This window comes from Thermus sp., from assembly GCF_056332225.1.
In genome coordinates, this window is the sequence record NZ_JBWGQW010000005.1 from 17,595 (window position 1) to 38,038 (window position 20,444).

17 protein-coding genes are annotated in these 20,444 nt (G+C 67.6%); 13 read left to right on the top strand and 4 right to left on the bottom strand.

The annotated features are described in order from the left end of the window. The first annotated feature begins 132 nt into the window (after window positions 1-132). Genes AC01Y6_RS01975 through AC01Y6_RS01985 form a run of 3 tightly spaced genes read left to right on the top strand, consistent with a single transcriptional unit; the run spans window position 133 to window position 2,541 of the window. Window positions 133-1,356, top strand: coding sequence for a sulfite oxidase (locus AC01Y6_RS01975; RefSeq protein WP_476669995.1), 1,224 nt, complete (start codon window positions 133-135; stop codon window positions 1,354-1,356). Window positions 1,357-1,396: 40 nt separating this feature from the next. Then, a complete protein-coding gene (locus tag AC01Y6_RS01980; RefSeq protein ID WP_476669996.1) occupies window positions 1,397-2,101 on the top strand; it encodes a c-type cytochrome in 705 nt (234 codons plus the stop codon). Continuing rightward, window positions 2,098-2,541 (top strand): MOSC domain-containing protein, encoded by a 444-nt coding sequence (locus tag AC01Y6_RS01985; protein ID WP_476669998.1) that lies wholly within the window; start codon window positions 2,098-2,100, stop codon window positions 2,539-2,541. Before AC01Y6_RS01980 ends, AC01Y6_RS01985 begins: the two co-directional genes overlap by 4 nt. A gap of 53 nt (window positions 2,542-2,594) precedes the next feature. Here the strand turns inward: AC01Y6_RS01985 and AC01Y6_RS01990 are convergent, their stop codons facing one another. Further along, window positions 2,595-4,253 carry a bifunctional metallophosphatase/5'-nucleotidase gene (locus AC01Y6_RS01990; protein WP_476670000.1) on the bottom strand — a complete coding sequence of 553 codons (1,659 nt, stop codon included), beginning with the start codon at window positions 4,251-4,253 and terminating at the stop codon, window positions 2,595-2,597. Window positions 4,254-4,451: 198 nt separating this feature from the next. Here AC01Y6_RS01990 and glnA point away from each other — a divergent pair, with 198 nt between their 5' ends. From glnA to AC01Y6_RS02040, 10 genes are all read left to right on the top strand, one after another. Continuing rightward, entirely contained in the window at window positions 4,452-5,792 is a 1,341-nt protein-coding gene (glnA, locus tag AC01Y6_RS01995) for a type I glutamate--ammonia ligase (protein WP_428720392.1), read from the top strand. A 144-nt stretch (window positions 5,793-5,936) separates the two neighbouring features. Then, window positions 5,937-7,103, top strand: a complete 1,167-nt coding sequence (locus AC01Y6_RS02000) for a branched-chain amino acid ABC transporter substrate-binding protein (RefSeq protein WP_476670002.1) — start codon at window positions 5,937-5,939, stop codon at window positions 7,101-7,103. 66 nt (window positions 7,104-7,169) lie between these two features. Next, the gene (locus AC01Y6_RS02005) at window positions 7,170-8,138 is read left to right on the top strand and encodes a branched-chain amino acid ABC transporter permease (protein WP_476670004.1); all 969 of its coding nucleotides are present in this window, start codon (window positions 7,170-7,172) and stop codon (window positions 8,136-8,138) included. Next, window positions 8,135-9,463 (top strand): branched-chain amino acid ABC transporter permease, encoded by a 1,329-nt coding sequence (locus AC01Y6_RS02010; RefSeq protein WP_476670006.1) that lies wholly within the window; start codon window positions 8,135-8,137, stop codon window positions 9,461-9,463. The genes AC01Y6_RS02005 and AC01Y6_RS02010 overlap by 4 nt, the downstream gene beginning before the upstream one ends. Next, complete coding sequence (locus tag AC01Y6_RS02015) at window positions 9,460-10,239, top strand: ABC transporter ATP-binding protein (protein ID WP_428715873.1); 780 nt, start codon at window positions 9,460-9,462, stop codon at window positions 10,237-10,239. Before AC01Y6_RS02010 ends, AC01Y6_RS02015 begins: the two co-directional genes overlap by 4 nt. Further along, window positions 10,236-10,949: an ABC transporter ATP-binding protein gene (locus tag AC01Y6_RS02020; protein ID WP_347241930.1), complete on the top strand. Its 714-nt coding sequence runs from the start codon at window positions 10,236-10,238 to the stop codon at window positions 10,947-10,949. Before AC01Y6_RS02015 ends, AC01Y6_RS02020 begins: the two co-directional genes overlap by 4 nt. Before the next feature lie 84 nt (window positions 10,950-11,033). Next, window positions 11,034-12,614, top strand: a complete 1,581-nt coding sequence (locus AC01Y6_RS02025) for an ABC transporter substrate-binding protein (protein ID WP_428720389.1) — start codon at window positions 11,034-11,036, stop codon at window positions 12,612-12,614. A 51-nt stretch (window positions 12,615-12,665) separates the two neighbouring features. Then, window positions 12,666-13,676, top strand: a complete 1,011-nt coding sequence (locus AC01Y6_RS02030) for an ABC transporter permease (protein ID WP_476670007.1) — start codon at window positions 12,666-12,668, stop codon at window positions 13,674-13,676. A 3-nt stretch (window positions 13,677-13,679) separates the two neighbouring features. Beyond that, the gene (locus AC01Y6_RS02035; protein ID WP_428715869.1) at window positions 13,680-14,528 is read left to right on the top strand and encodes an ABC transporter permease; all 849 of its coding nucleotides are present in this window, start codon (window positions 13,680-13,682) and stop codon (window positions 14,526-14,528) included. 94 nt (window positions 14,529-14,622) lie between these two features. Beyond that, window positions 14,623-15,669, top strand: a complete 1,047-nt coding sequence (locus AC01Y6_RS02040; protein WP_476670009.1) for a protease complex subunit PrcB family protein — start codon at window positions 14,623-14,625, stop codon at window positions 15,667-15,669. Here AC01Y6_RS02040 and AC01Y6_RS02045 read toward each other — a convergent pair. From AC01Y6_RS02045 to AC01Y6_RS02055, 3 genes are read right to left on the bottom strand one after another with little or no spacing between them, the layout of a single operon-like run. Then, window positions 15,601-16,797 (bottom strand): bifunctional folylpolyglutamate synthase/dihydrofolate synthase, encoded by a 1,197-nt coding sequence (locus AC01Y6_RS02045; RefSeq protein ID WP_476670010.1) that lies wholly within the window; start codon window positions 16,795-16,797, stop codon window positions 15,601-15,603. The two genes, AC01Y6_RS02040 and AC01Y6_RS02045, sit on opposite strands and share 69 nt — an antisense overlap. 3 nt (window positions 16,798-16,800) lie before the next feature. Beyond that, window positions 16,801-18,603 carry an ABC transporter ATP-binding protein gene (locus tag AC01Y6_RS02050; RefSeq protein ID WP_476670011.1) on the bottom strand — a complete coding sequence of 601 codons (1,803 nt, stop codon included), beginning with the start codon at window positions 18,601-18,603 and terminating at the stop codon, window positions 16,801-16,803. Further along, window positions 18,600-20,336 (bottom strand): ABC transporter ATP-binding protein, encoded by a 1,737-nt coding sequence (locus AC01Y6_RS02055; protein ID WP_347241923.1) that lies wholly within the window; start codon window positions 20,334-20,336, stop codon window positions 18,600-18,602. The genes AC01Y6_RS02050 and AC01Y6_RS02055 overlap by 4 nt, the downstream gene beginning before the upstream one ends. Window positions 20,337-20,444: the final 108 nt, after the last annotated feature.

A 20,444-nucleotide genomic window follows, 5' to 3' on the forward strand; every position in this document is an offset into this window, starting at 1 on the left:
CACCTGCCGCCCTCGAGGGGACCGCCTCTATTGGGGACAAAAGTCCCTATACCCCTGGCTTGACGGGCATAGCGCCTTGGGTTAACCTCCCTCTTAGAGGGGAAAAACTCCTCACCCAGCGGAGGTAGCCATATGGAGAAGATGGACCGGAGGCAAACGCTAAAGCTCATGGGCGTAGGGGCCGCCCTTCTGGCGGCGGGGGGCCGGGGTCTTGCGCAGCAGGCCCCAAGCGCCAACCAGCTGGTAAAGGGCAAAAACCCAAAGCTCCTCGTCCTCTCCCAGCGCCCCGTCGTCCTGGAAACGCCTTACGAGATTCTGGTCAGCGAGCCGGAGCGCACCTCCAAGGAGAACCTCTACATCCGCAACAACGTGGACCTCCCCGGCTACAACACCGTGGAAGGGGTAGGCCTCGAGGGCTGGCAAATAGAGTTCGCCGGTCTCCTGGACAAACCCTTCACCGTGGAGGCCAAGGAGCTCCTCGCCCTCCCCCAAAGCGAGGTGACCATGGTCCTCCAGTGCTCGGGCAACGGGCGGAGCCTCTTCCAGCCCAGGACCTCCGGCAATCCCTGGAAACGGGGAGGCGTGGGCAACGTTACCTTCCGGGGAGTGCGCCTCAAGGACCTCCTGCAGGCCAAGGGGGTGAAGCTGGGGGAAAAGGCCCTTTACATCACCGCCCACGCCAGCCGCCAGGGGAACGCTGCCGAGTTCGTCCGCTCCGTGCCCATCCACGCCCTGGAAAGCGCCCTTCTGGCCCTCTCCATGAACGGGGAACCCCTTCCCGCCGTCCACGGAGGGCCGGTGCGGCTCGTCTTCCCCGGGTACTTCGGGGTGAACAACGTGAAGTGGGTGGCCAGGGTGGAGTTCACCGAGGCCGAGAACACCACGGCGGAGCAGATGCCCCGCTACCGGGTGCCCACCATCCCCAACGCCAACCTCCCCTTCCTGCCGCAGGAGCCGGGCAAGCCTTACCCGTACTCCTTCACCAACTCCCGCCCCAACTGGCTCGTGACCATCAACAGCTTCATCTTCGCCCCCCTCGAGGGCCAGAGGGTGGAGGGGCCCTACGTGCGGGTGGAGGGCGTGGCCTTCAACGACGGCATCGCTCCCCTGACCAGCGTGGAGGTCTCCCCCAACGGGGGCCGCACCTGGTTCCAGGCCACCCTGGAGCGCACCGGGCGGACCTTCGGCTGGGTGCGCTGGCGGGCCGTGCTCTACCTACGCCCCGGGGAACACGAGGTCATGGCCCGGGCCTGGGACGCCTTGGGCCGCATCCAGCCCCTGGACGGGAACATCGCCTGGAACGAGCGGGGCTACGAGTACAACGGGGTGATGCGGGTCCGCTTCACCGTGGCCTAGGTGCCCCCGGACACACACTCCAAGGGGACCTTTACTTAGGATGAAACCCGTGAAGAAGACCCTTCTACCCACTTTGGCGGGTCTTTTAGTCCTGGGGCTTCTGGGCTACGGGGCCCTAAGCCAAGCCACCCTGCCCGAAGGCCCCGGCAAGGACCTGGTCCTGGCCAAGTGCCAAACCTGCCACGACATCGGCCTGGTGGACCGGGAGAGGCTTCCCCGGGAACGGTGGGACAAGGTGCTGGACGAGATGACCCTCCAGGGCCTGAAGCTCACCGCCGAGGAGCGGGAGGCCATCCTAAACTACCTGGCCACCTACCTGGGCACGGAACCCCCTCCCGTGGCCGCCTCCTCCCCTCCCGAAACCAAAACGGGAGCCCAGGTCTACGCCAACTGCCAGGGGTGCCACGGCCCCCAGGGGGAGGGCAACCCCCCCAACTTCCCTCCCCTCAAGGACCACGTGGGTGGCCTCCTCCAGGCCGAGGGCGGTCGGGAGTACCTGCTTCTCGCGGTGCTCTTCGGCCTCCAGGGGGAGATACGGGTAAAAGGCTTGGTCTACAACCAGGTCATGCCCGGCTTCGCCTGGCTTTCCGACGAGGAGCTGGCCCTGGTCCTGAACCACGTGGCCGGGTGGGACAAGCCCACAGGCTTCCGCTCCTACACCCCTGAGGAGGTCAAGGCCGCCCGGGCAAAGGCCCTGACCCCTGGGGAGGTGTACGGCCTCCGGCAGGGCCTCAAGCTGCCGTGAAGGGCCGCGTGATCTCCCTCCACCTGGGCCTGGGCACGGGGCTACCCAAGGCCCGGGTGGGGGAGCTCACCCTCGTGGCGGGCTTTGGGGCCCAAGGGGACCGGCACGCTGGGAAGGACCCCGACCGGGCGGTGTTGGTGGCGGGGCTTCCCGCCTACCAGAAGGCCCAGAAGGCGGGGATAGAGCTCCCCTTCGGGGCCCTGGGGGAGAACCTCCTCCTGGACCTGGACCCTCACGCCCTGCCCCCAGGGGCGAGGCTTCGGGTGGGGGAGGCCCTTCTTCAGCTTTCCCACGTCTGCACCGTGTGCAAGAGCCTCTCCCAGTTTGACCTCCGCCTGCCCAAGCTCCTCTACGGGGGGCGGGGGGTGTACGCCCGGGTCCTTCAGGGCGGGGCGGTGCGGGTGGGGGACCCGGTCCTCGTCCTCGCCCCAGCCGGATAAAGAAGAAGGGAAAACCTCCCCGGGGAGGCTTCCCCGGGGGGCGTCCTTTTGGGCTACACCCCCACGAGCCCCGGCACCCGGTAGGCAAAGTAGGCGGGGCGCTCCCCCTTGGGCTCGTTCAGGACCTCAATCCGCCCTTCCAGGCCCGCCTCCACCGCCTTGAGCTCCTTCAGGTAGTCCATGAAGCTCTCGGCGTCCGAGAAGCCCGTGTCCACCCGGTAGCCCTGGGCCTCCTTGAGGACGGCGAAGCCGTCCCCCCCGTTGGCGATGAAGTTGTTCACCACCACGCGGTAGGTGGCCTCGAGGTCCAAGGGCACGTACCCCTTCTCCGTCCTCACCTCCACCCGCACCACCCGGCTCCCCGCAGGGCGGGCGAGGTCAAAGGCGTAGCGCAGGCCCGAAACCTGAAGGAAGCGGCCCGCCTGGTTCTCCCACTGGGAGACCCCGTTCTCCAGGGCGGCCAGGACCTCCTTGCCCTTGAGGTCCATCACCACCAGGGTGTTCCCGAAGGGCAGGACCTCGTAGACCTTGCCCACGGTGATGGGGCCCTTGGGGATGGAGGCCCGGATGCCCCCGCCGTTTTGCAGGGCGATTTGGGTGCCGGCGCTCTTGGTCTTCCAGAGCATGCCGTCGGCGATGAGGTTCCCCAGGTTGCTCTCCCGCCTCCGCACCACGGCCCGCTCCCCCACCAGGTCCACCTTGGCCTCGGCGATCACCTGGCTCATGAGGGCCATCACCGGCTGGGCGTAGGCCAGGAGGGCCTCCTTGGCGAAGAAGTCCTCGGGAGCGGCCTCGGGGGTCATGAGGAGGGCCTCCCCCTTGTAGGCGAGAAGCTCCCCCTTGGCCCCGAAGGTGACCTCCAAAAGGCCCACCACCTTCCCCCACTCCCAGGCCTGCACCACCAGGACGTCCTTCCCCTCGGGGTTCTTGACCACCGTGGGGTAGGGCCCCATAGGGGAAAGCTCCTTGTGGGGGAAGCTCCCCAAGAGGGTGTGGGAGTGGCCCCCCACGATCACCTGGGCCCCCACGAGCCTCCGGGCGAGCTTCAGGTCCTCGCCGTAGCCCAGGTGGGAGAGGACCACGATCTTGTTCACCCCCTTGGCGAGGAGCTCGTAGACCGCCTTCTGGGCGCTCTCATAGGGGTCCAGGAAGGCCACGGTGGGCCCGGGGTTGGCGATCTCCTTGGTGTCCGGGGTGGTGAGGCCGATGACCCCGACCCGCTCCCCGCCCACCTCCACCACGGCGTAGGGGGCGAAGAGGCCCTTCAGGCGAGGCTCCTGGCTTGCGTCCACGTTGGCCGAAACCACCTTGAACCTCGCCCCCTTGAGGAAGTCCGCCAAAGGCCCAGGGCCCAGGTCAAACTCGTGGTTCCCCAGGGCCATGACCCGGTAGAGGGCCCGGTGCATGAAGTAGCGGTCCGCCAGGCCCCGGTACTGGTTGAAGTAGAGGGTGCCCTGGAAGACGTCCCCCGCGTCCAGGAAGAGGAGGTTCCGCCTCGAGGCCCTAAGCCGGTCAAAGAGGGCGATCCGGCGGGCCACCCCGCCCACCGGGGTCTTCTTGCCGGAGAGGGTGAGCTCCACGGGCTCCAGGTGGGCGTGGGTGTCGTTGGTGTGGACCAGGGTCAGGGTGAAGCCGCCTTGGGCCAGGGCCCGGCCGAGCCCGGCCAGACCCCCCAGGGCCATACCCGCCTTCAATACCTCCCGCCGTTTCATGTCCGCCTCACCTCCGGGACCAGTTTACCCTCAGACCTTCAGGGCGGCGTCAAGAGGACCGCATGACTATTCGTTCCGGCGTATTTGGCTTGGCGTGTGGCTATCCCTTGACACTAAGCACATTTTGCTTGTACACTCGGCGGCAAGATCCGGGCTAAAGCTCGGCTTTAGCCCGATCGGTTGCGCAAGGGGGCGAAAATGGGGCACACCAAGGCCGAGATCTTAAAGGCGCTCAAGGGGGAAAAGGTCAAGTTCTTGCGGCTCCAGATCACCGACATCCTGGGCGTGGTCAAGAACGTGGAGGTGCCGGAATCCCAGTTTGAGAAGGCCCTGGACGGGGAGATCATGTTTGACGGCTCCTCCATTGAGGGCTTCACCCGCATCGAGGAGTCGGACATGCTCCTAAGGCCGGACTACAACACCTTCGTCGTCCTCCCCGACCTGGTGGAGGATTCCGCCCGGGGGCGGGTGGCGCGGCTCATCTGCGACGTCCACTACCCCGACGGCCGCCCCTTTGAGGGGGACCCCCGCTACGTCCTCAAGCGGCAGATCGAAAGGCTAAAGAAGCTCGGGTTTGACAACCTGTACGCCGGTCCCGAACCCGAGTTCTTCCTCTTCCTCAGGACCCCGGAGGGCCTCCCCACCACCGAGACCCACGACCGGGCGGGCTACTTTGACCTGGCCCCCATCGATAAGGGCGAGGAGGCCCGCCGGGACATGGTGAACGCCCTGGTGGCCATGGGCTTTGAGATCGAGGCCGCCCACCACGAGGTGGCCCCAGGCCAGCACGAGATTGACTTCAAGTACGCCGACGCCCTCACCACCGCCGACAACATCGCCACCTTCAAGTGGGTGGTGAAGCGGATCGCCCTCAACCACGGCCTCCACGCCACCTTCCTGCCCAAGCCCATGCGCGGCATCAACGGAAGCGGCATGCACACCCACCTCTCCCTCTTCAAGGGCGGGGAGAACGCCTTCTATGACCCCAAGGCCGAGTACCAGCTCTCCCAGACGGCCCTCCACTTCATCGCCGGGCTCTTGGCGCACGCCGAGGGCATGGTGGCCATCACCAACCCCCTGGTGAACTCCTATAAGCGCCTCACCCCCGGCTACGAGGCCCCCACCAACATCGCCTGGTCCGCCTCCAACCGCTCCGCCATGATCCGCATCCCGGCGCGGCGGGGCGTGGGCACACGGGCCGAGCTCCGGATGCCCGACCCCTCGGCCAACCCCTACCTGGCCCTGGCGGTCATGGCCGCCGCGGGCCTGGACGGCATAGAGCGGAAGCTCCTCCCCCCGCCCCCCATCCAGCGGAACATCTACCAGATGAGCGTGCGGGAAAGGCGGAAGCACAAGATCCGGGAGCTTCCCGGGACCCTCCGGGAGGCCCTCGAGGCCCTCAAGAAAGACCCCGTGATCCGGGAAGCCCTGGGGGAGCACGTCTACACCCACTTCCTCCAGGCCAAGCAGATGGAGTGGGACGACTACCGGGTCACGGTCCACCAGTGGGAGCTGGACCAGTACCTGGCCACATACTGACCCCGGGTATCCGGCCCCCCGCCTTGCCCCGGGCGGGGGGTGACCCTTGGGTCAGGAATAAACTTACAGCGGGGCATTGACAAACCCACCTACCCCCCCCTTAGAATAGGGCCGCAACGCGAACGCGTGCTTAAGGAGGTCGGTATGAGGAAAATCGGGCTTCTGGTAGCAGGTGCGGTTGCCTTGGGCATGGCCTTGGGGCAGGCCAACGTGATCAAGATCGCCACCCAGTCCCCCCTCTCCGGCCCCCAGGCCGCCTTGGGCGAGCAGATCAAGCTGGGGGCGGAGCTGGCCATTGAGGAGGCCAAGGCCCGGTTCAAGGCCCTGGGCTTTGACCTGGTCCTGGTGCCCTACGACGACCAGGCCAACCCCGACGTGGGCGTGGCCAACGCCAACCGCATCATCAACGACCCCGACATCCTGGGCGTGGTGGGCCACCTGAACTCCGGCGTGGCCATCCCCTCCAGCGAGGTCTACGCCCGGGTGGGGCTGGTCATGGTCTCCCCCGCCAACACCAACCCCCGGGTCACGGACCGCGGGCTTCCCAACGTGAACCGCATCTGCGGGCGCGACGACGTGCAGGGACCCGTGGGGGCGGAGTACGCCTTCAACAACCTCAAGGTGCGGAACGTCTTCGTCATCCACGACAAGACCGCCTACGGCCAGGGGCTGGCGGAGGAGTTCAAGAAGCGCCTCGAGGCCCTGGGCGGTAAGGCGGTGGCCTTCGTGGGCACCGAGGAGCAGTCCAACTTCACCCCCATCATCAACCAGATCCGGGGGGCGAGGCCCGTTCCCGAGCTCGTCTACTTCGGGGGCATCTACAGCCAGATCGGGCCCTTCGTGAAGCAGCTCCGCGAGCGCGGCGTGAAGGTCCGCCTCATGGGCGGCGACGGCCTGGACGCCAGCGAGTTCGTGCGCCTGGCGGGCAAGGAGAACGCCGCCGGCACCTTCTACACCACGGTGGCGGGCCCTGTCTCCGCCTTCCCCAAGGCCAAGGCCGTGGCCGAGCGCTTCAAGCGGAAGTACGGCAAGGACATGGAGGGCTTCGGCATTTACGCCTACGACTCCGCCAACGTGATCTTGATGGCCCTGGAAAACGCCATCAAGGCCGCCGGGGGCAAGAAGCCCACCCGGGAGCAGGTGAGCCAGGAGGTCCGCAAGGTCAAGATGGAGGGCCTCACCGGCACCATCGAGTTTGACGACAAGGGGGACAACAAGAAGGCCAAGTACTTCGTCATGCAGGTGGCCGCGAGCGGCAACTGGGCCGACAACAAGCTCATCCGCGTGATTGAGATGGCGGCCCCCAAGTAAACTCGAGGGGACGCCTGGAGGGGGTGGCCTTCCGGCCACCCCCTTGGCCCGAAGAAAGGAGGTCCCTTGCTAGAGCAGATCCTCTCCATCCTGCCCCAGGTGATCTTCGACGGCCTGGTGCTGGGGTTCGTCTACGCCATGGTGGCCCTGGGGTACACCATGGTCTACGGGGTGCTGGAGCTCATCAACTTCGCCCACTCCGAGATCTTCATGATCGGGGCCGTGGTGGGGGTGGAGGTCTTCCGCTACCTGGCCCCCCAGGTGCCAAACGGCTTCCTCCTCCTCCTCATCGCCCTCCTCCTGGGCGGGGCCCTGGCCGGGGGAACGGCCATCCTGGTGGAGCGCTTCGCCTACCGCCCCTTGAGGAAGCGGGGTACCACCAACCGCCTGGTCCCCCTCATCACCGCCATCGGGGTCTCCTTCATCCTCCAGGACCTGGTGCGCCTCATCGAGGGCCTCTGGCACAACGAGTTCTTCCTGCGCATGCGCACCGTGGAGGACCTCGAGGGCTCCTTTGACCTCTTCGGTGGGGCCATCTTCATCCAGACCAAATCCCTCATCCTCATCGGGGTCTCCATGGCCATGCTGGTGGGCCTCACCTACCTGGTGAACCGCACCAAGCTCGGGGTGGCTATCCGCGCCGTGGCCCAGGACCTTTCCACCGCCAGCCTCATGGGCATTGACCCCGACCGCATCATCTCCCGCACCTTCCTCATCGGCGGGTCCCTGGGCGGGGTGGCCGGGGTGCTCTTCGCCCTGCAGTACACCACGGTGAACGCCTACGTGGGCTTCCTGCCGGGCATCAAGGCCTTCACCGCCGCGGTCTTGGGCGGTATCGGCAACATCCCCGGAGCCATGCTGGGGGGCTTGGTGCTCGGCCAGCTGGAAAACTTCTTCGGCACCTACCTGCCCATCCTGACGAACGGCAACTTCGGCACCGAGTACAAGGACGTGGTGGCCTTCCTCATCCTTATCTTCATCCTCCTCTTGCGGCCCCAGGGCCTCCTGGGGCAGGTGGTCAAGGAGAAGGTATGAACGCCCTCGCCCTCGCCCTAAGCCTGGGCTACCTGGCCCTCGCCTTCTTCACCCCAGGAGCCTTGAGCAACTTTTTCGGCCTAGGCGCCCTCCTCTACACCGCCTTCGCCCGCCTTACCCCGAACGCCCGCGCCCTAAACCTTGCCCTCCTCACCCTGGCCTTTACCCTGGGTCTCCAGCGCTCCGGCAACACCCTGGGCCTCATCGGCCTGGTGGGTGTCCTGGTGGCCCTGACCACCCTGCCCAGGATCCCCACCTGGATCCGGGTCCTGCTGGGCCTGGCCATCCTCCTTCTTTCTGTCCCCATCGCGGGTTTCGCCAACACCTTCGTCTTTGAGCTGGGCATCCAGATCGGCATCTACGCCGCCATGGCCCTGGGCCTCAACGTGGTGGTGGGGATGGCGGGGCTTCTGGACCTGGGCTACGCCGCCTTCTTCGCCGTGGGGGCCTACACCTGGGCCATCTTCGGCTCGGAGCAGGCCAGGAACTTCATGAGGGGCAACTTCCCCCTGCCCGGGGAGTACATGTACCTCTTCATGGGGATCGCCATCGTCACCACCGCCCTCACCGGCCTTCTCATCGGCCTGCCCGCCCTGCGCTTAAGGGGGGACTACCTGGCCATCGTCACCCTGGGCCTTGGGGAAGTGGTGCGCATCCTGGCCAACAACCTGGACCACCCCATCAACTTCACCAACGGACCCCAAGGCATCACCCCCGTCGTGCGCCCCCCTATAGACTGGTTCCGCAGCCTCATGGCCCATCTGGGCGTGCGCCTGGATCAGACCACGGACTACCAGCTCTTCTTCTACCTCCTGGTCCTCCTCATGATCGGCCTGGTGGTCCTGGTAAACGTCAACCTGGCCAACTCCCGCTTCGGCCGCGCCTGGGTGGCCATCCGGGAGGACGAAACCGCCGCCCGCTCCATGGGGATTCCCCTCCTCCCCACCAAGCTCCTGGCCTTCATGACCGGGGCGGCCTTCTCGGGGGTCATGGGGGTGATCTACGCCGCCCAGCGCACCTTCGTCTCCCCCGAGTCCTTCACCCTCTTGGCCTCCATCACCATCCTGGCCATGGTCATCCTGGGGGGGATGGGCTCCATCCCCGGAGCCATCCTGGGGGCGGCGGCCCTCACCATCCTCAACCTGGACGTCCTCAAGACCTTCAGCGAGTTCGTGCGCACCAGCTTCCCCCAGATCCCAAGCCAAGTGGACCCCGCCAAGTACGAGAGGCTGGTCTTCGGGCTTATCCTGGTGCTCATGATGATCTTCCGCCCGGAAGGGCTTATCCCTGAGAGGCGCCATCGGGCGGAGATGGAGGAAGCATGAAGGCCCTCGAGGTCCATGGCGCCACCAAGCGCTTCGGCGGCCTGGTGGCCGTGAATCAGGTGAGCCTTTCCGTGAACCAGGGGGAGATCTTCTCGGTCATCGGCCCCAACGGGGCGGGCAAGACCACCTTCTTCAACCTCCTTACCGGGATCTACGCCCCCGACGAAGGCCGGATCCTCTTTTTCGGCAAGGACATCACCGGCTTCTCCCCCGACCGCGTGGCCAAGGAGGGGGTGGGACGCACCTTCCAGAACATCCGCCTCTTCGGGGCCATGACCGCCCTGGAAAACCTCCTGGTGGGGATGCACGTTCACATCCGCGTGCCCTACTTCCACGCGGTCTTCCGCACCGCCCTCGCCCGGAGGGAGGAGAGGCGGGCACGGGAGGAGGCGGAAAGGCTCCTCGCCTACGTGGGGCTTCTCCACCGGAAGGACGAGCTGGCCAAGAACCTCCCCTACGGGGAGCAGCGCAAGCTGGAGATCGCCCGGGCCCTGGCGCTCAGGCCCAAGCTCCTTCTCCTGGACGAACCCGCCGCCGGGATGAACCCAAAGGAGACGGAAGCGCTCCAGGAGTTTATCCAGAAGCTCCGGGAAGAGCTTGGCATCACCATCGTCCTCATTGAGCACGACATGCGCCTCGTGATGCGCATCTCCGACCGCATCGCCGTCTTGGAGTACGGGTCCAAGATCGCCGAGGGCACCCCCGAGGAGGTGCGGAGAAACCCCCGGGTCATCGAGGCCTACCTGGGCAAGGGGGCGGCGGGGGGTGCGGCATGAGCCTTTTGGAGCTCAGGGACGTCCACACCTACTACGGGCACATCCACGCCCTAAAGGGCATCTCCCTCCGGGTGGAGGAGGGGGAGATCGTCACCCTCATCGGTTCCAACGGAGCGGGCAAAAGCACCACCTTGCGCACCATCAGCGGCCTGGTGAGGCCAAGACAAGGCGAGGTCCTCTTCCAGGGTAAGCCCATCCACCGCCTCCCCGCCCACGAGATCGTGGCCTTAGGGGTGGGGCACGTGCCCGAGGGGCGGAAGATCTTCCCCCGCCTCACCGTGGAGGAGAACCTGGAGATCGGGGCCTACCTGGAGAAGGACCGCAAGGTGGTGGAGGCGCGCAAGGAAGAGGTCTATAGCCTCTTCCCCCGCCTCTACGAGCGCCGCCAGCAGAAGGGGGGTACCCTCTCGGGAGGCGAGCAGCAGATGCTGGCCATCGGCCGGACCCTGATGCAAAACCCCCGCATCCTCCTCATGGACGAGCCCTCCATGGGCCTCGCCCCGGTGCTGGTGGACTTCATCTTTGAGATCATCCAAAAGCTCAACCGGGAAGGGCGCACCATCCTCCTGGTGGAGCAAAACGCCCGCCTGGCCCTCCAGATCGCCCACCGGGGCTACGTCCTCGCCACGGGGGAGATCACCCTCTCGGGCCCCGCCAAGGAGCTGGCCCAGAACCCCGAGGTGCAGAAGGCCTACCTGGGGGAAGGCTAGACCCCACCTCCGCTTGCGCCCCCTGCCGGGGGCGCCTTATACTTCGCCTGTACCCAAAGGGGCACGCCCCGGAAAGGAGCGGGTATGAAGAAACTCCTCATAGGCGCCCTGGTTGCGATGAGCCTCGGAGCGGCCCAGAAGACCCTGGTCTTCGGGGCCAACGGGGAGCCGGTGAGCCTCGAGCCCGGCAACATCACCGACGGCATCTCCATCTACGTCCAGCGCCAGATCTACGACACCCTGGTGGACTTCAAGCCGGGGAGCACCGAGGTCACGGCCGGCCTAGCCACCAGCTGGTTCAGCAGCCAAGACGGCAAGGTCTGGACCTTCCGCCTGCGCCAGGGGGTGAAGTTCCAAGACGGCACCGAGCTCACCGCCGAGGCGGTGAAGTTCAACGTGGAGCGCTGGTGGGACCCCAAGAACCCCACCCGCATTGACGCCGCCGCCCGCTACGAGATCTGGCCCGAGCTTTTCGGCGGTTTCAAGGGCGAGGAGGGCTCCTTACTGAAGGAAATCCAGGTGGTAGACAAGTACACCATCCGCTTTGTCCTCACCCAGCCCTTCCCCGCCTTCCCCGCCGCCATCGGCTCGGGCTACTTCGGCATCGCAAGCCCAAGCGCCATAAGGAAGGACGGGGCCAAGTACGGCTCTCCCACGGGGAGCGCCGTGGGCACCGGGCCCTTCCGGCTGGTAGAGTGGCGGCCTGGGGAGCAGATCGTCCTGGAGAGAAACCCCACCTACTGGAAGGCGGGCCTCCCCAAGATGGACCGGGTGGTCATCAAGGTCATCAAGGACCCCGCCGCCCGCCTGGCGGCCCTCAAGGCCGGGACCATTGACTTCACCACCGACATCCCCCCCGCCAACCTCAAGGACCTCGAGGCCGACCCGAACCTCCAGGCGGTCTTCCGCCCCTCCTTCAACGTGGGCTACCTGGCCCTGAACCCCGCCTACAAGCCCCTCTCCGACCCCAGGGTGCGCCAGGCCATCGCCATGGCGGTCAACAAGAAGGCCATCGTCCAGGCCTTCTGGGGGAAGCTGGGCCTGACGGACGGCCACTTCACCCCCCCTTCCATGAAAGCCTTCCAGTCGCCCAAGGTGACGGACTACGAGTACAACCCCCAGAAGGCCAAGGCCCTCCTGGCGGAGGCGGGGTACCCGAACGGGTTTGACCTGGAGCTCTGGTACATGCCCGTCTCCCGGCCCTACTTCCCCACCCCCAAGGAGATCGCCGAGGCCATGGCCGCCGACCTCTCCGCCCTCGGCATCCGGGTGAAGCTCCAGACCAAGGACTGGGCCAGCTACCTGGCGGACCGCAAGAAGGCCCCCGGCTTCCAGGCCTACATGCTGGGCTGGACCGGGGACTACGGCGACCCGCAGAACTTCTACGACCCCCACTTCGCCTGCCCCATCGCCGACCTCTTTGACGGCGCCGGCAAGCCCCTTTGCGTGAAGGAGCTCGGGGACCTCCTCACCAAGGCGGCCACCACGCCGGGCCTCGAGGAGCGCAAGCGGCTTTACCAGCAGGCCGACGAGCTCACCTTCAACCTCGCCCTCCGCATCCCCATCGTCCACTCCCAGCCCCTCCTCGCCAAGCGGAAGAACGTGACCGGCTGGACCCCGAGCCCCCTGGGCTCCGAGTCCTTTGAGACGGTGGAGAAGCGCTAGGCCCTTTGGTCCCGGACCCCCCTAGGGGGGGTCCGGGCTTCTTGCGGAAACATGGGAAGCTACGTTTTGAGACGGCTTTTGGGACTGGTCCCGGTCCTCTTCGGGATCAGCCTCCTGGTCTTCCTTTTTCTCAAGCTCATTCCCGGGGACCCCGCCCAGGCCATCCTGGGCGAGCGGGGCAGCCCGGAACAGCTCCAGGCGCTACGGGAAAAGCTCGGGCTAAACCGCCCCCTCCACGTGCAGTACCTCACCTTCCTCAGGAACGTGCTGACCGGGGACCTAGGGGTGAGCGCCGTCTCCACCATCCCCGTGGGCGAGGAGCTGAAGCGCCGCTGGCCTGCCACCTTCGAGCTGGCCCTGGCCGCCACCGCCCTCGCCGTCCTCCTGGGGATCCCCATCGGCATCCTCGCCGCCGTGCGGCGGAACACCCTATGGGACACCCTCTCCATGTCCTTCTCCCTGGTGGGGGTGTCCATGCCCGTCTTCTGGCTCGGCCTCCTCCTCGTCTACCTCTTCGCCGTGAACCTCCACTGGCTGCCCACGGGGGGAAGGCTCTCCACCGACCTCTCCCTGGACTTCCGCCCCCTCACGGGCTTCCTCCTCCTGGACGGCCTTCTCGCGGGGAAGCCCCACGTGACCTGGGACGCCCTGCGGCACCTCGTCCTCCCCGCCGTCACCCTGGGCACCATCCCCCTGGCCATCATCACCCGCATCACCCGGAGCGCCATGCTGGAGGTCCTCTCCCAGGACTACGTGCGCACCGCCCGGGCCAAGGGCCTCTCCGAGCGCCAGGTGATCCTCAAGCACGCCCTGAAGAACGCCCTCCTGCCGGTGGTGACCATCGTGGGCCTCCAGTTCGGCACCCTCCTCGGCGGGGCCATCCTGACCGAGACCATCTTCTCCTGGCCCGGCATCGGCTCCTACATCTACGAGGGGATCCTGAACCGGGACTACCCCGTGGTCCAGGCCGGGGTACTGGTGGTGGCCACGAGTTTCGTCCTCATCAACCTCCTGGTGGACCTCTCCTACGCCCTTCTGGACCCCCGCATCCAGTACAGGTAAGCCATGGAAAGCCCTACCCGTCAAGCTCTCAAGCGGTTCCTCAAGTCGCCCTCGGGCAAGGTGGGCCTGGCCCTCACCCTGGCCCTGGTCCTCCTCGCCCTCTTCATCCCGGTGCTCAAGCCCTACGACCCCACCACGGACCGCGACTACCTCAACCGCCTCAAGCCCCCCTCCCTGGAACACCCCTTTGGCACGGACCACCTGGGGCGGGACATCTTCACCCGGGTCCTTCATGGAAGCCGCATCTCCCTCCAGGTGGGGGTCCTCTCCGTGGGGATCGGCCTCGTGGCGGGCACCCTCTTGGGCCTCATCGCCGGCTTCTTCCGAGGGCGGACGGAGGTGGCCATCGGCTGGCTCGCCGACCTTCTCCTCGCCTTTCCCGGAACCCTCCTCGCCATCGCCATCGTGGCCGTGGCCGGGCCGAGCCTGCAAAACGCCATGATCGCCATCGGCGTGGTGCAGATCCCTGTCTACATCCGCCTCGCCCGGTCCATGGTTCTCTCCTTGAGGGAGCAGGACTTCGTCCAGGCGGCCGTGGCCCTGGGGGCGGGGAACGGCCGGATCCTCTTCAAGCACATCCTCCCGGGCACCCTCCCTCCCCTCGTGGTCCAGGCCACCCTGTCCATCGGGACGGCCACCCTCGAGGCCGCCGCCTTGGGCTTCCTCGGCCTCGGCGCCCAGCCCCCCGCCCCCGAGTGGGGGGCCATGATCGCCGACAGCTTCAAGGGGGGCTACGCCATGAACGCCCCCTGGACCATGATCTTCCCGGGGCTTTTCATCATGATCACCGTGCTGGCCTTCAACCTCCTGGGGGACGGCCTCCGGGACGCCTTGGACCCGAGGAGCCGCTAAGTTACGCCGGGCCTCCCCACGACCTCCGTCCGGCCAGCGCACACTTAAAGGGAACCTCAACGGAAGGCGGGGGGCGAAGGGGTATCATGGGGCCATGAGGAAAGGCCTTCTCGCGGCACTCCTCCTTCTTCTTTCTGCCTGCCAGGTACTGGAAGGCTCGGGCTACCGGGTGGCCGAGGCCCAGCTCCTCTTCCCCGAGGCCACGGAGCGCTGGACCTACTTCTACGGGGAGCCCAGGGAGGTGCGGCTCTCCGAGAGGACCCTCCGGCTGGAAAGGCCCCAGGGGGAGAGCCTCTGGGCCGTGCCCGGGGCCCTCTGGGTAGGGGATAGCCCGGTGCTCCGGGAGGTGGGCCCCGCCCTCCGCCCCCCGGCCGAGGCGGTGCGGGGAATCTCGGGAAGCCTCCTGGAGGTGCGTACCCAGGCCGCCCTCCGCTCCACCTGGCTCTTTGACGGGGCGGGCTGGGTGCGGCTCACCGGGGGCATGAAGGAGGGGGAAAGGCGTGTGGTCTCCCAGCCCGCCGAGTACCGCACCCCCGAGCTCTACGCCTTCACCGAGGCCGAAACCCGGGTCCTCCTGCGGGAGGTGCTGGCCCGGCGGGGGGGCAGGCAGGTGGTGCTCTTTGAGCTCGCCGAACCGGTCCTGCGGCCCCTCAGCCTGGACCCCGCCCCCGACGCCTACCGGGCGGGGGCCCTCCTCGTGCAGTACGGCCTTAAAGTGGAGCTGGTGAGCCCGCCTGCTCCCCTCTACCGGGTCCTGGACCGGGGCGTGAACGCCGCCTACCAGGAGGAGGCCCCCAGGGCCTTCCTGGCCAACGACCCCAGCCGCTTCGCCGAGGTCTGGGGGCTCGTGGCGGGCAACCGCCTCCCCCGCCCCCCCGCCCCCGCGGTGGACTTCCGCACCCGGAGCGTGGCCGCCTTCTTCTGGGGCCTGAAGCCCACGGGGGGGTACGGCCTCGAGGTGGCCGGGGTCACCTACGCCGGGGAGGCCGCCCGGGTGGTCCTCTCCCTCACCTCTCCCAGGCCTGGGGCCATCGTCACCCAGGCCCTCACCAGCCCCTACGTGGTGCTGGAGCTACAGAAGGTCCGCCGGGTGGTCTTCGCCGACCCCTCGGGCCGGGTCCTGGCCGAGGACCGCGAGTAGCCGCCCCACCAGGTACAAGGAGCCCGCGGCGAGCACCGGGGCCCCGTCCTCTCGGGCCCGCGCCAGGGCCTCCTCCAGGGCCTCCCGGGGGTCCTCAAAGAAGGGGGTCCCAAGCTCCGGCCCCAAGGCCCCCTCCCCCGCCCGGGTGTAGCGGACGCTCCTCGCCTTGGGAAGGAGGTGGGCGAGAATGCCTTCCACGTCCTTCCGGGGAAAGGCGCCAAAGAGGAGGTGGTAGGCGGAAAACTCCCGGGCCAGGGCCTCGGCCGCCGGGGGGTTGTGGGCCCCGTCCAGGTAGACCTCCACCCCCTCCACCAAAAAGCGCTCCATCCGCCCCGGGTGCCGCGCCTCCAAAAGCCCCCGGGCGATGGCCTCCTCGGGGAAGCCGAGAAGCCGCAGGGCGGCGGCGGCGAGGCGGGCGTTTTCCTCCTGGTAGGCCCCCTTGAGGCCGGGCGGGGCGGGGAGGGCGAAGAGGGGGTCCTCGGGGTCCAGGACGAAAAGGGGCGCCCCCCGCTCCTCCGCCACCCTTCGGGCCACCTTTAGGCCCACCCCCCTCGCCCCCGTGACCACCGGGACCCCTTCCCGGAAGGCCCCGGCCTTCTCCCGGGCCACGGCCTCGAGGCTCCCCCCCAGGGCCTCCAGGTGGTCCTCCCCCACGTTGGTGAGCACGGTGAGGACCACGCGGGGAAGGGCGTTGGTGGCGTCCTTCTCCCCCCCCACCCCGGCCTCCACCGCGGCCAGGGCCACCCCCCTCTCCCGGAAGTGGAGGAAGGCAAGGGCAGTGGCCAGGTCAAAGAAACCCGGGGGCTCCTCCCAGGCCTCCCCCCTGGCCCACGCCACGAAGGCCACCACCCTTTCCTCGGGCACCAGGCCCAGGTGGGTGCGGATCCTCTCCCGGAAGTCCACGAGGTGAGGGCTGGTGTAGGCCCCGTAGGCGAGGCCCCGGGCGCGGAAGGCGGCCTCGAGGTAGGCCACCACGCTCCCCTTGCCGTTGGTGCCGAGGACGTGCACCGCCGGGAAGGCCCCCTCGGGGTGGCCCAGGCGGGCGAGGAGGGCCCGCACCCGGCCCGTGCCCCGCTCCCCCGTGCGCCTTTGGGCGAAGAGCCACTCCAGGGCCTCCCGGTAGGTCATGGCCTACTCCGCGTACTGCAGGCGGTAGAGGGTGGCGTAGTACCCTCCCTTCGCCAAGAGGGCCTCGTGGGTCCCCTCCTCCAAAAGCCTCCCCTTGCGGAAGACCAGGATGCGGTCCACCCGGCGGATGGTGGAGAGGCGGTGGGCGATGAGGATGGAGGTCCTGCCCTCCATGGCCCGGTAGAGGGCCTGTTGCAGCCGGGCCTCGGTCTCGGAGTCCACGTTGGCCGTGGCCTCGTCCAGGATGAGGAGGATGTCGGGGCTCATGAGGAGGGCCCGCACCAGGGCGAGAAGCTGCTTCTCCCCCGTGGAAAGCCCCGCCCCCCTCTCCCCAAGGAGGGTGCGGTACCCCTGGGGCAGGCGCAGGATGGCCTCGTGCACCCCGAGGAAGCGCGCCACCTCCACCACCTTCTCCTCGGGGATGGAGGGGTCAAAAAGGCGCAGGTTGTCCAAGACGGTGCCGGAGAAGAGGAAGGGGTCCTGGAGGACGATGCCGATGTGGCGGCGAAGGTCCTCCTGGCGGTAGTTCCGCACGTCCTCCCCGTCTATGCGCACCTCGCCCCGCTGGGGGTCGTAGAAGCGGGCGATGAGGCTCACCACGCTGGTCTTCCCCGCCCCCGTGGCCCCCACCAGGGCCACCTTCTCCCCCGGGCGGATGCGGAAGGAAACCCCCCTTAGGACCCAGTCCTTCTCCGTGGGCTCCACCCCCTTGGGGGTGTAGGCCAGCCAGACGTCCCGGAACTCCACCTCCCCAAGGAAGCGCAGGATGGGCTTGGGGTTCTCCGGGTCCTTGAGCTCCTCCTCCGTGTCCAAGACGCCGAAGATGCGCTCGGCGCTGGCCATGGCCCCCTGGAAGAGGTTGAACTTGTCCGAGAGGTCCTGGAGGGGCTGGAAGAGCTGGCGGGTGTAGTCCACGAAGGCCACCAGAAGCCCCAAGGAGGCCGCCCCCCGCACCGCCTCTCCCCCGCCAAAGAAAAGGAGGCCCGCCACCGCCAAATCCCCCAGAAAGCCCACCACGGGGAAGAAGAGGGCGAACCAGCGCACGATCTCCACCCAGGCCCAAAGGAGGTCCCGGCTCAGGCGGTCAAACCGCTCCTCCCGCTCCTTCTCCTTCACGAAGAGCTTTATGGTCTCCACCCCGGAGAGGTTTTCCTGGAGGGCGGCGTTCAGGCGGGCAAGCCTAAGGCGCATCTCCCGGTAGGCGGCGCGCATCCCCTGCCGCACCCAGGCGGTGACCCAGAGGAGGACGGGGACCACCAGGAGGACCACCAGGGTGAGCCTGGGGCTAAGGAAAAGCATGAAGGCGAGGAGGCCAAAGAGGGTGAAGAGGTCGGCGACGACCCCCACGAGCCCTCCCGTAATGAACTGGTTGATGGCGTCCACGTCGGAGGTGATGCGGGTCATGAGGCGGCCCACGGGGTTTTTGTCGTAGAAGCCCGGGTGGAGGCGCATGAACTTGGCGAAGAGGGCGCTCCTCAGGTCAAAGAGGACCCGCTGCCCCACCCACTGGATGAGGTAGGTCTGGCCGTAGGTGGCGGCGAAGTTCACCCCCCGCACCAGGAGGAACCCCAGGCTCACCCAAAGGAGGAGCTGGAAGCGCTCGGGGAGGGGCTTGGGCTCCTTTGGCACCAAGGCCCCGTCTATGGCCCACTTGAAGAAGAGGGGGGTGGCCGCGGCGGTGAGGGTGGTGAGGAGGAGGAAGAGGAGGGCGAGGCCCACCTGGAAGCGGTAGGGCCTCACGTACTGGAGAATCCGGGCGAAGAGCGCCCGGTCAAAGGCCTTGGTGTAGGCGGTCTCCTCGTTCACCCCTCCACCTCCTCCATGCGCTGGATGCGGTCCAGCTCGGCGTAGAGCCCCCCGGCCTCGAGGAGGCTCTCGTGGGTCCCCTCCTCCACGATCCTCCCCCCGTCCAAGACCACGATCCAGTCGGCGTGGCGCAGGGTGGCGGTGCGGTGGGAGATGAGGAAGGTGGTCTGCCGCCCCAAGACCGTTTTTAGGCCTTGGAGGATCCTGGCCTCGGTCTCGGTGTCCACGGCGCTTAGGGCGTCGTCCAGGATGAGGATCTTGGGCCCCTTGGCCAGGGCCCGGGCCAGGGCCACCCGCTGGCGCTGGCCCCCGGAGAGGGTGATGCCCCGCTCCCCGAGGACGGTCTCGTACCCCTTGGGGAAGGCGAGGATCTCCTCGTGGACCCCGGCGAGCCGCGCCGCCCACTCCACCCGCTCAGGGTCCGGCCGCTCCAGGCCGAAGGCGATGTTTTCCAGGATGGTCTCGCTGAACAAGAAGGGCTCCTGGGGGGCCACCCCCACCGCCTGGCGCAGGACCTTGAGGGGCAGGCGCCGCGCCTCGTACCCCCCCACCCAAACCCGCCCCTCCGTGGGGTCCAGAAGGCGGGGGATGAGGGCGGCGAGGAGGCTCTTGCCCGAACCCGTGCGCCCGGTGATGCCCAGGGTCATGCCCTCGGGAACGGTGAGGGTGAGGTCCTTGAGGACCCAGCGCCCCCCGAGCTCGAGCCCCACCCCCTCCAGGCGCACCTCCCCCGAGAGGTCCTTTAGGCCCACGGGCAAGGGGTCCTCGTCCCGGATGCGGGGCTTTTGGTCCAGGATCTCCAGGAGGCGCTTCAGGCTGGTGAGCCCCCGCTGGTACATGGCCATGACCCAGCCCAGGCCCAGGATGGGCCAGGTGAGCTGGGCCAGGTAGGCGTTGAACTGCACCAGCTGGCCCACGGTCATCTCCCCCCGGACCACCATCCCTCCCCCCACCCAAAGAACGGCGAGAAAGGCGAACCCCATGAGGAAGCCCAAGAGGGCCTGCATGGGGCCCTCCACCCGGGCCAGGGCCAGGCTCTTCTCCACGTAGACCCGGTTGAGGTCTTGGAAGCGGGAAAGCATCCGGCCCTCCAGGGCGTACCCCTTCACCACCCGGATGCCGCTGAAGGCCTCCTGGGCCAGGGTGCTGATCTGGTCAAAGGCCTCCTGGGCCTCGCGGTAGCGGCGGTCCACCAGCCTGAGCAGGTAGAAGACGAAGAGGGCGATGACGGGCAGGATCAGGGTGAGGTAAAAGGCCAGGCGGGCGTTCACCGCGTACATGGAGCCGAAGGCCAGGAGGACCAGGAAGGAAAGGCGGCTTCCCATCATGATCCCCGGGCCCACCATCTCCCGCACCGCGGAGAGGTCGGTATTCAGGCGGTTCATCAGGTTCCCCACCCGGGTACCCTGGTAGAAGCTCCGGTCCAGGCGGAGGAGGTGGTGGAAGAGGTCCCGCCTGAGGTCGTACTCCACCAGGCGGCTCGCCACCACCGAAAGGCGCCGCATGGCGTAGGAAAGCAGGGCCGAGGCCGAGGCGGCAAGGAGGAGGTAAAGGGCGTACCGCCCGTAGGGTCCTCCGCGGCCCACCGCGTCCACGGCGAGGCGCAGGAAGTAGGGCCCCAGGACGAAGAAGAAGATGGAGGCCAAGCCCGCCAAGACCCCCAGGAGATACCGCCCCCGGTAGGGGGAGAGGTACGGGAGGAGGCGGTAGAGGAGGGCTGACCGCTCGGTCATGTCCTGAGTCTAAGCCAGAAGGCCCCAGCCTCAAGGGGCCAGGCCACAGGCTTGTACCCTTTTGGCGTGAACCCTTCGCCTAAGCGCTGTGGGCCTTCTTTCCCGGGG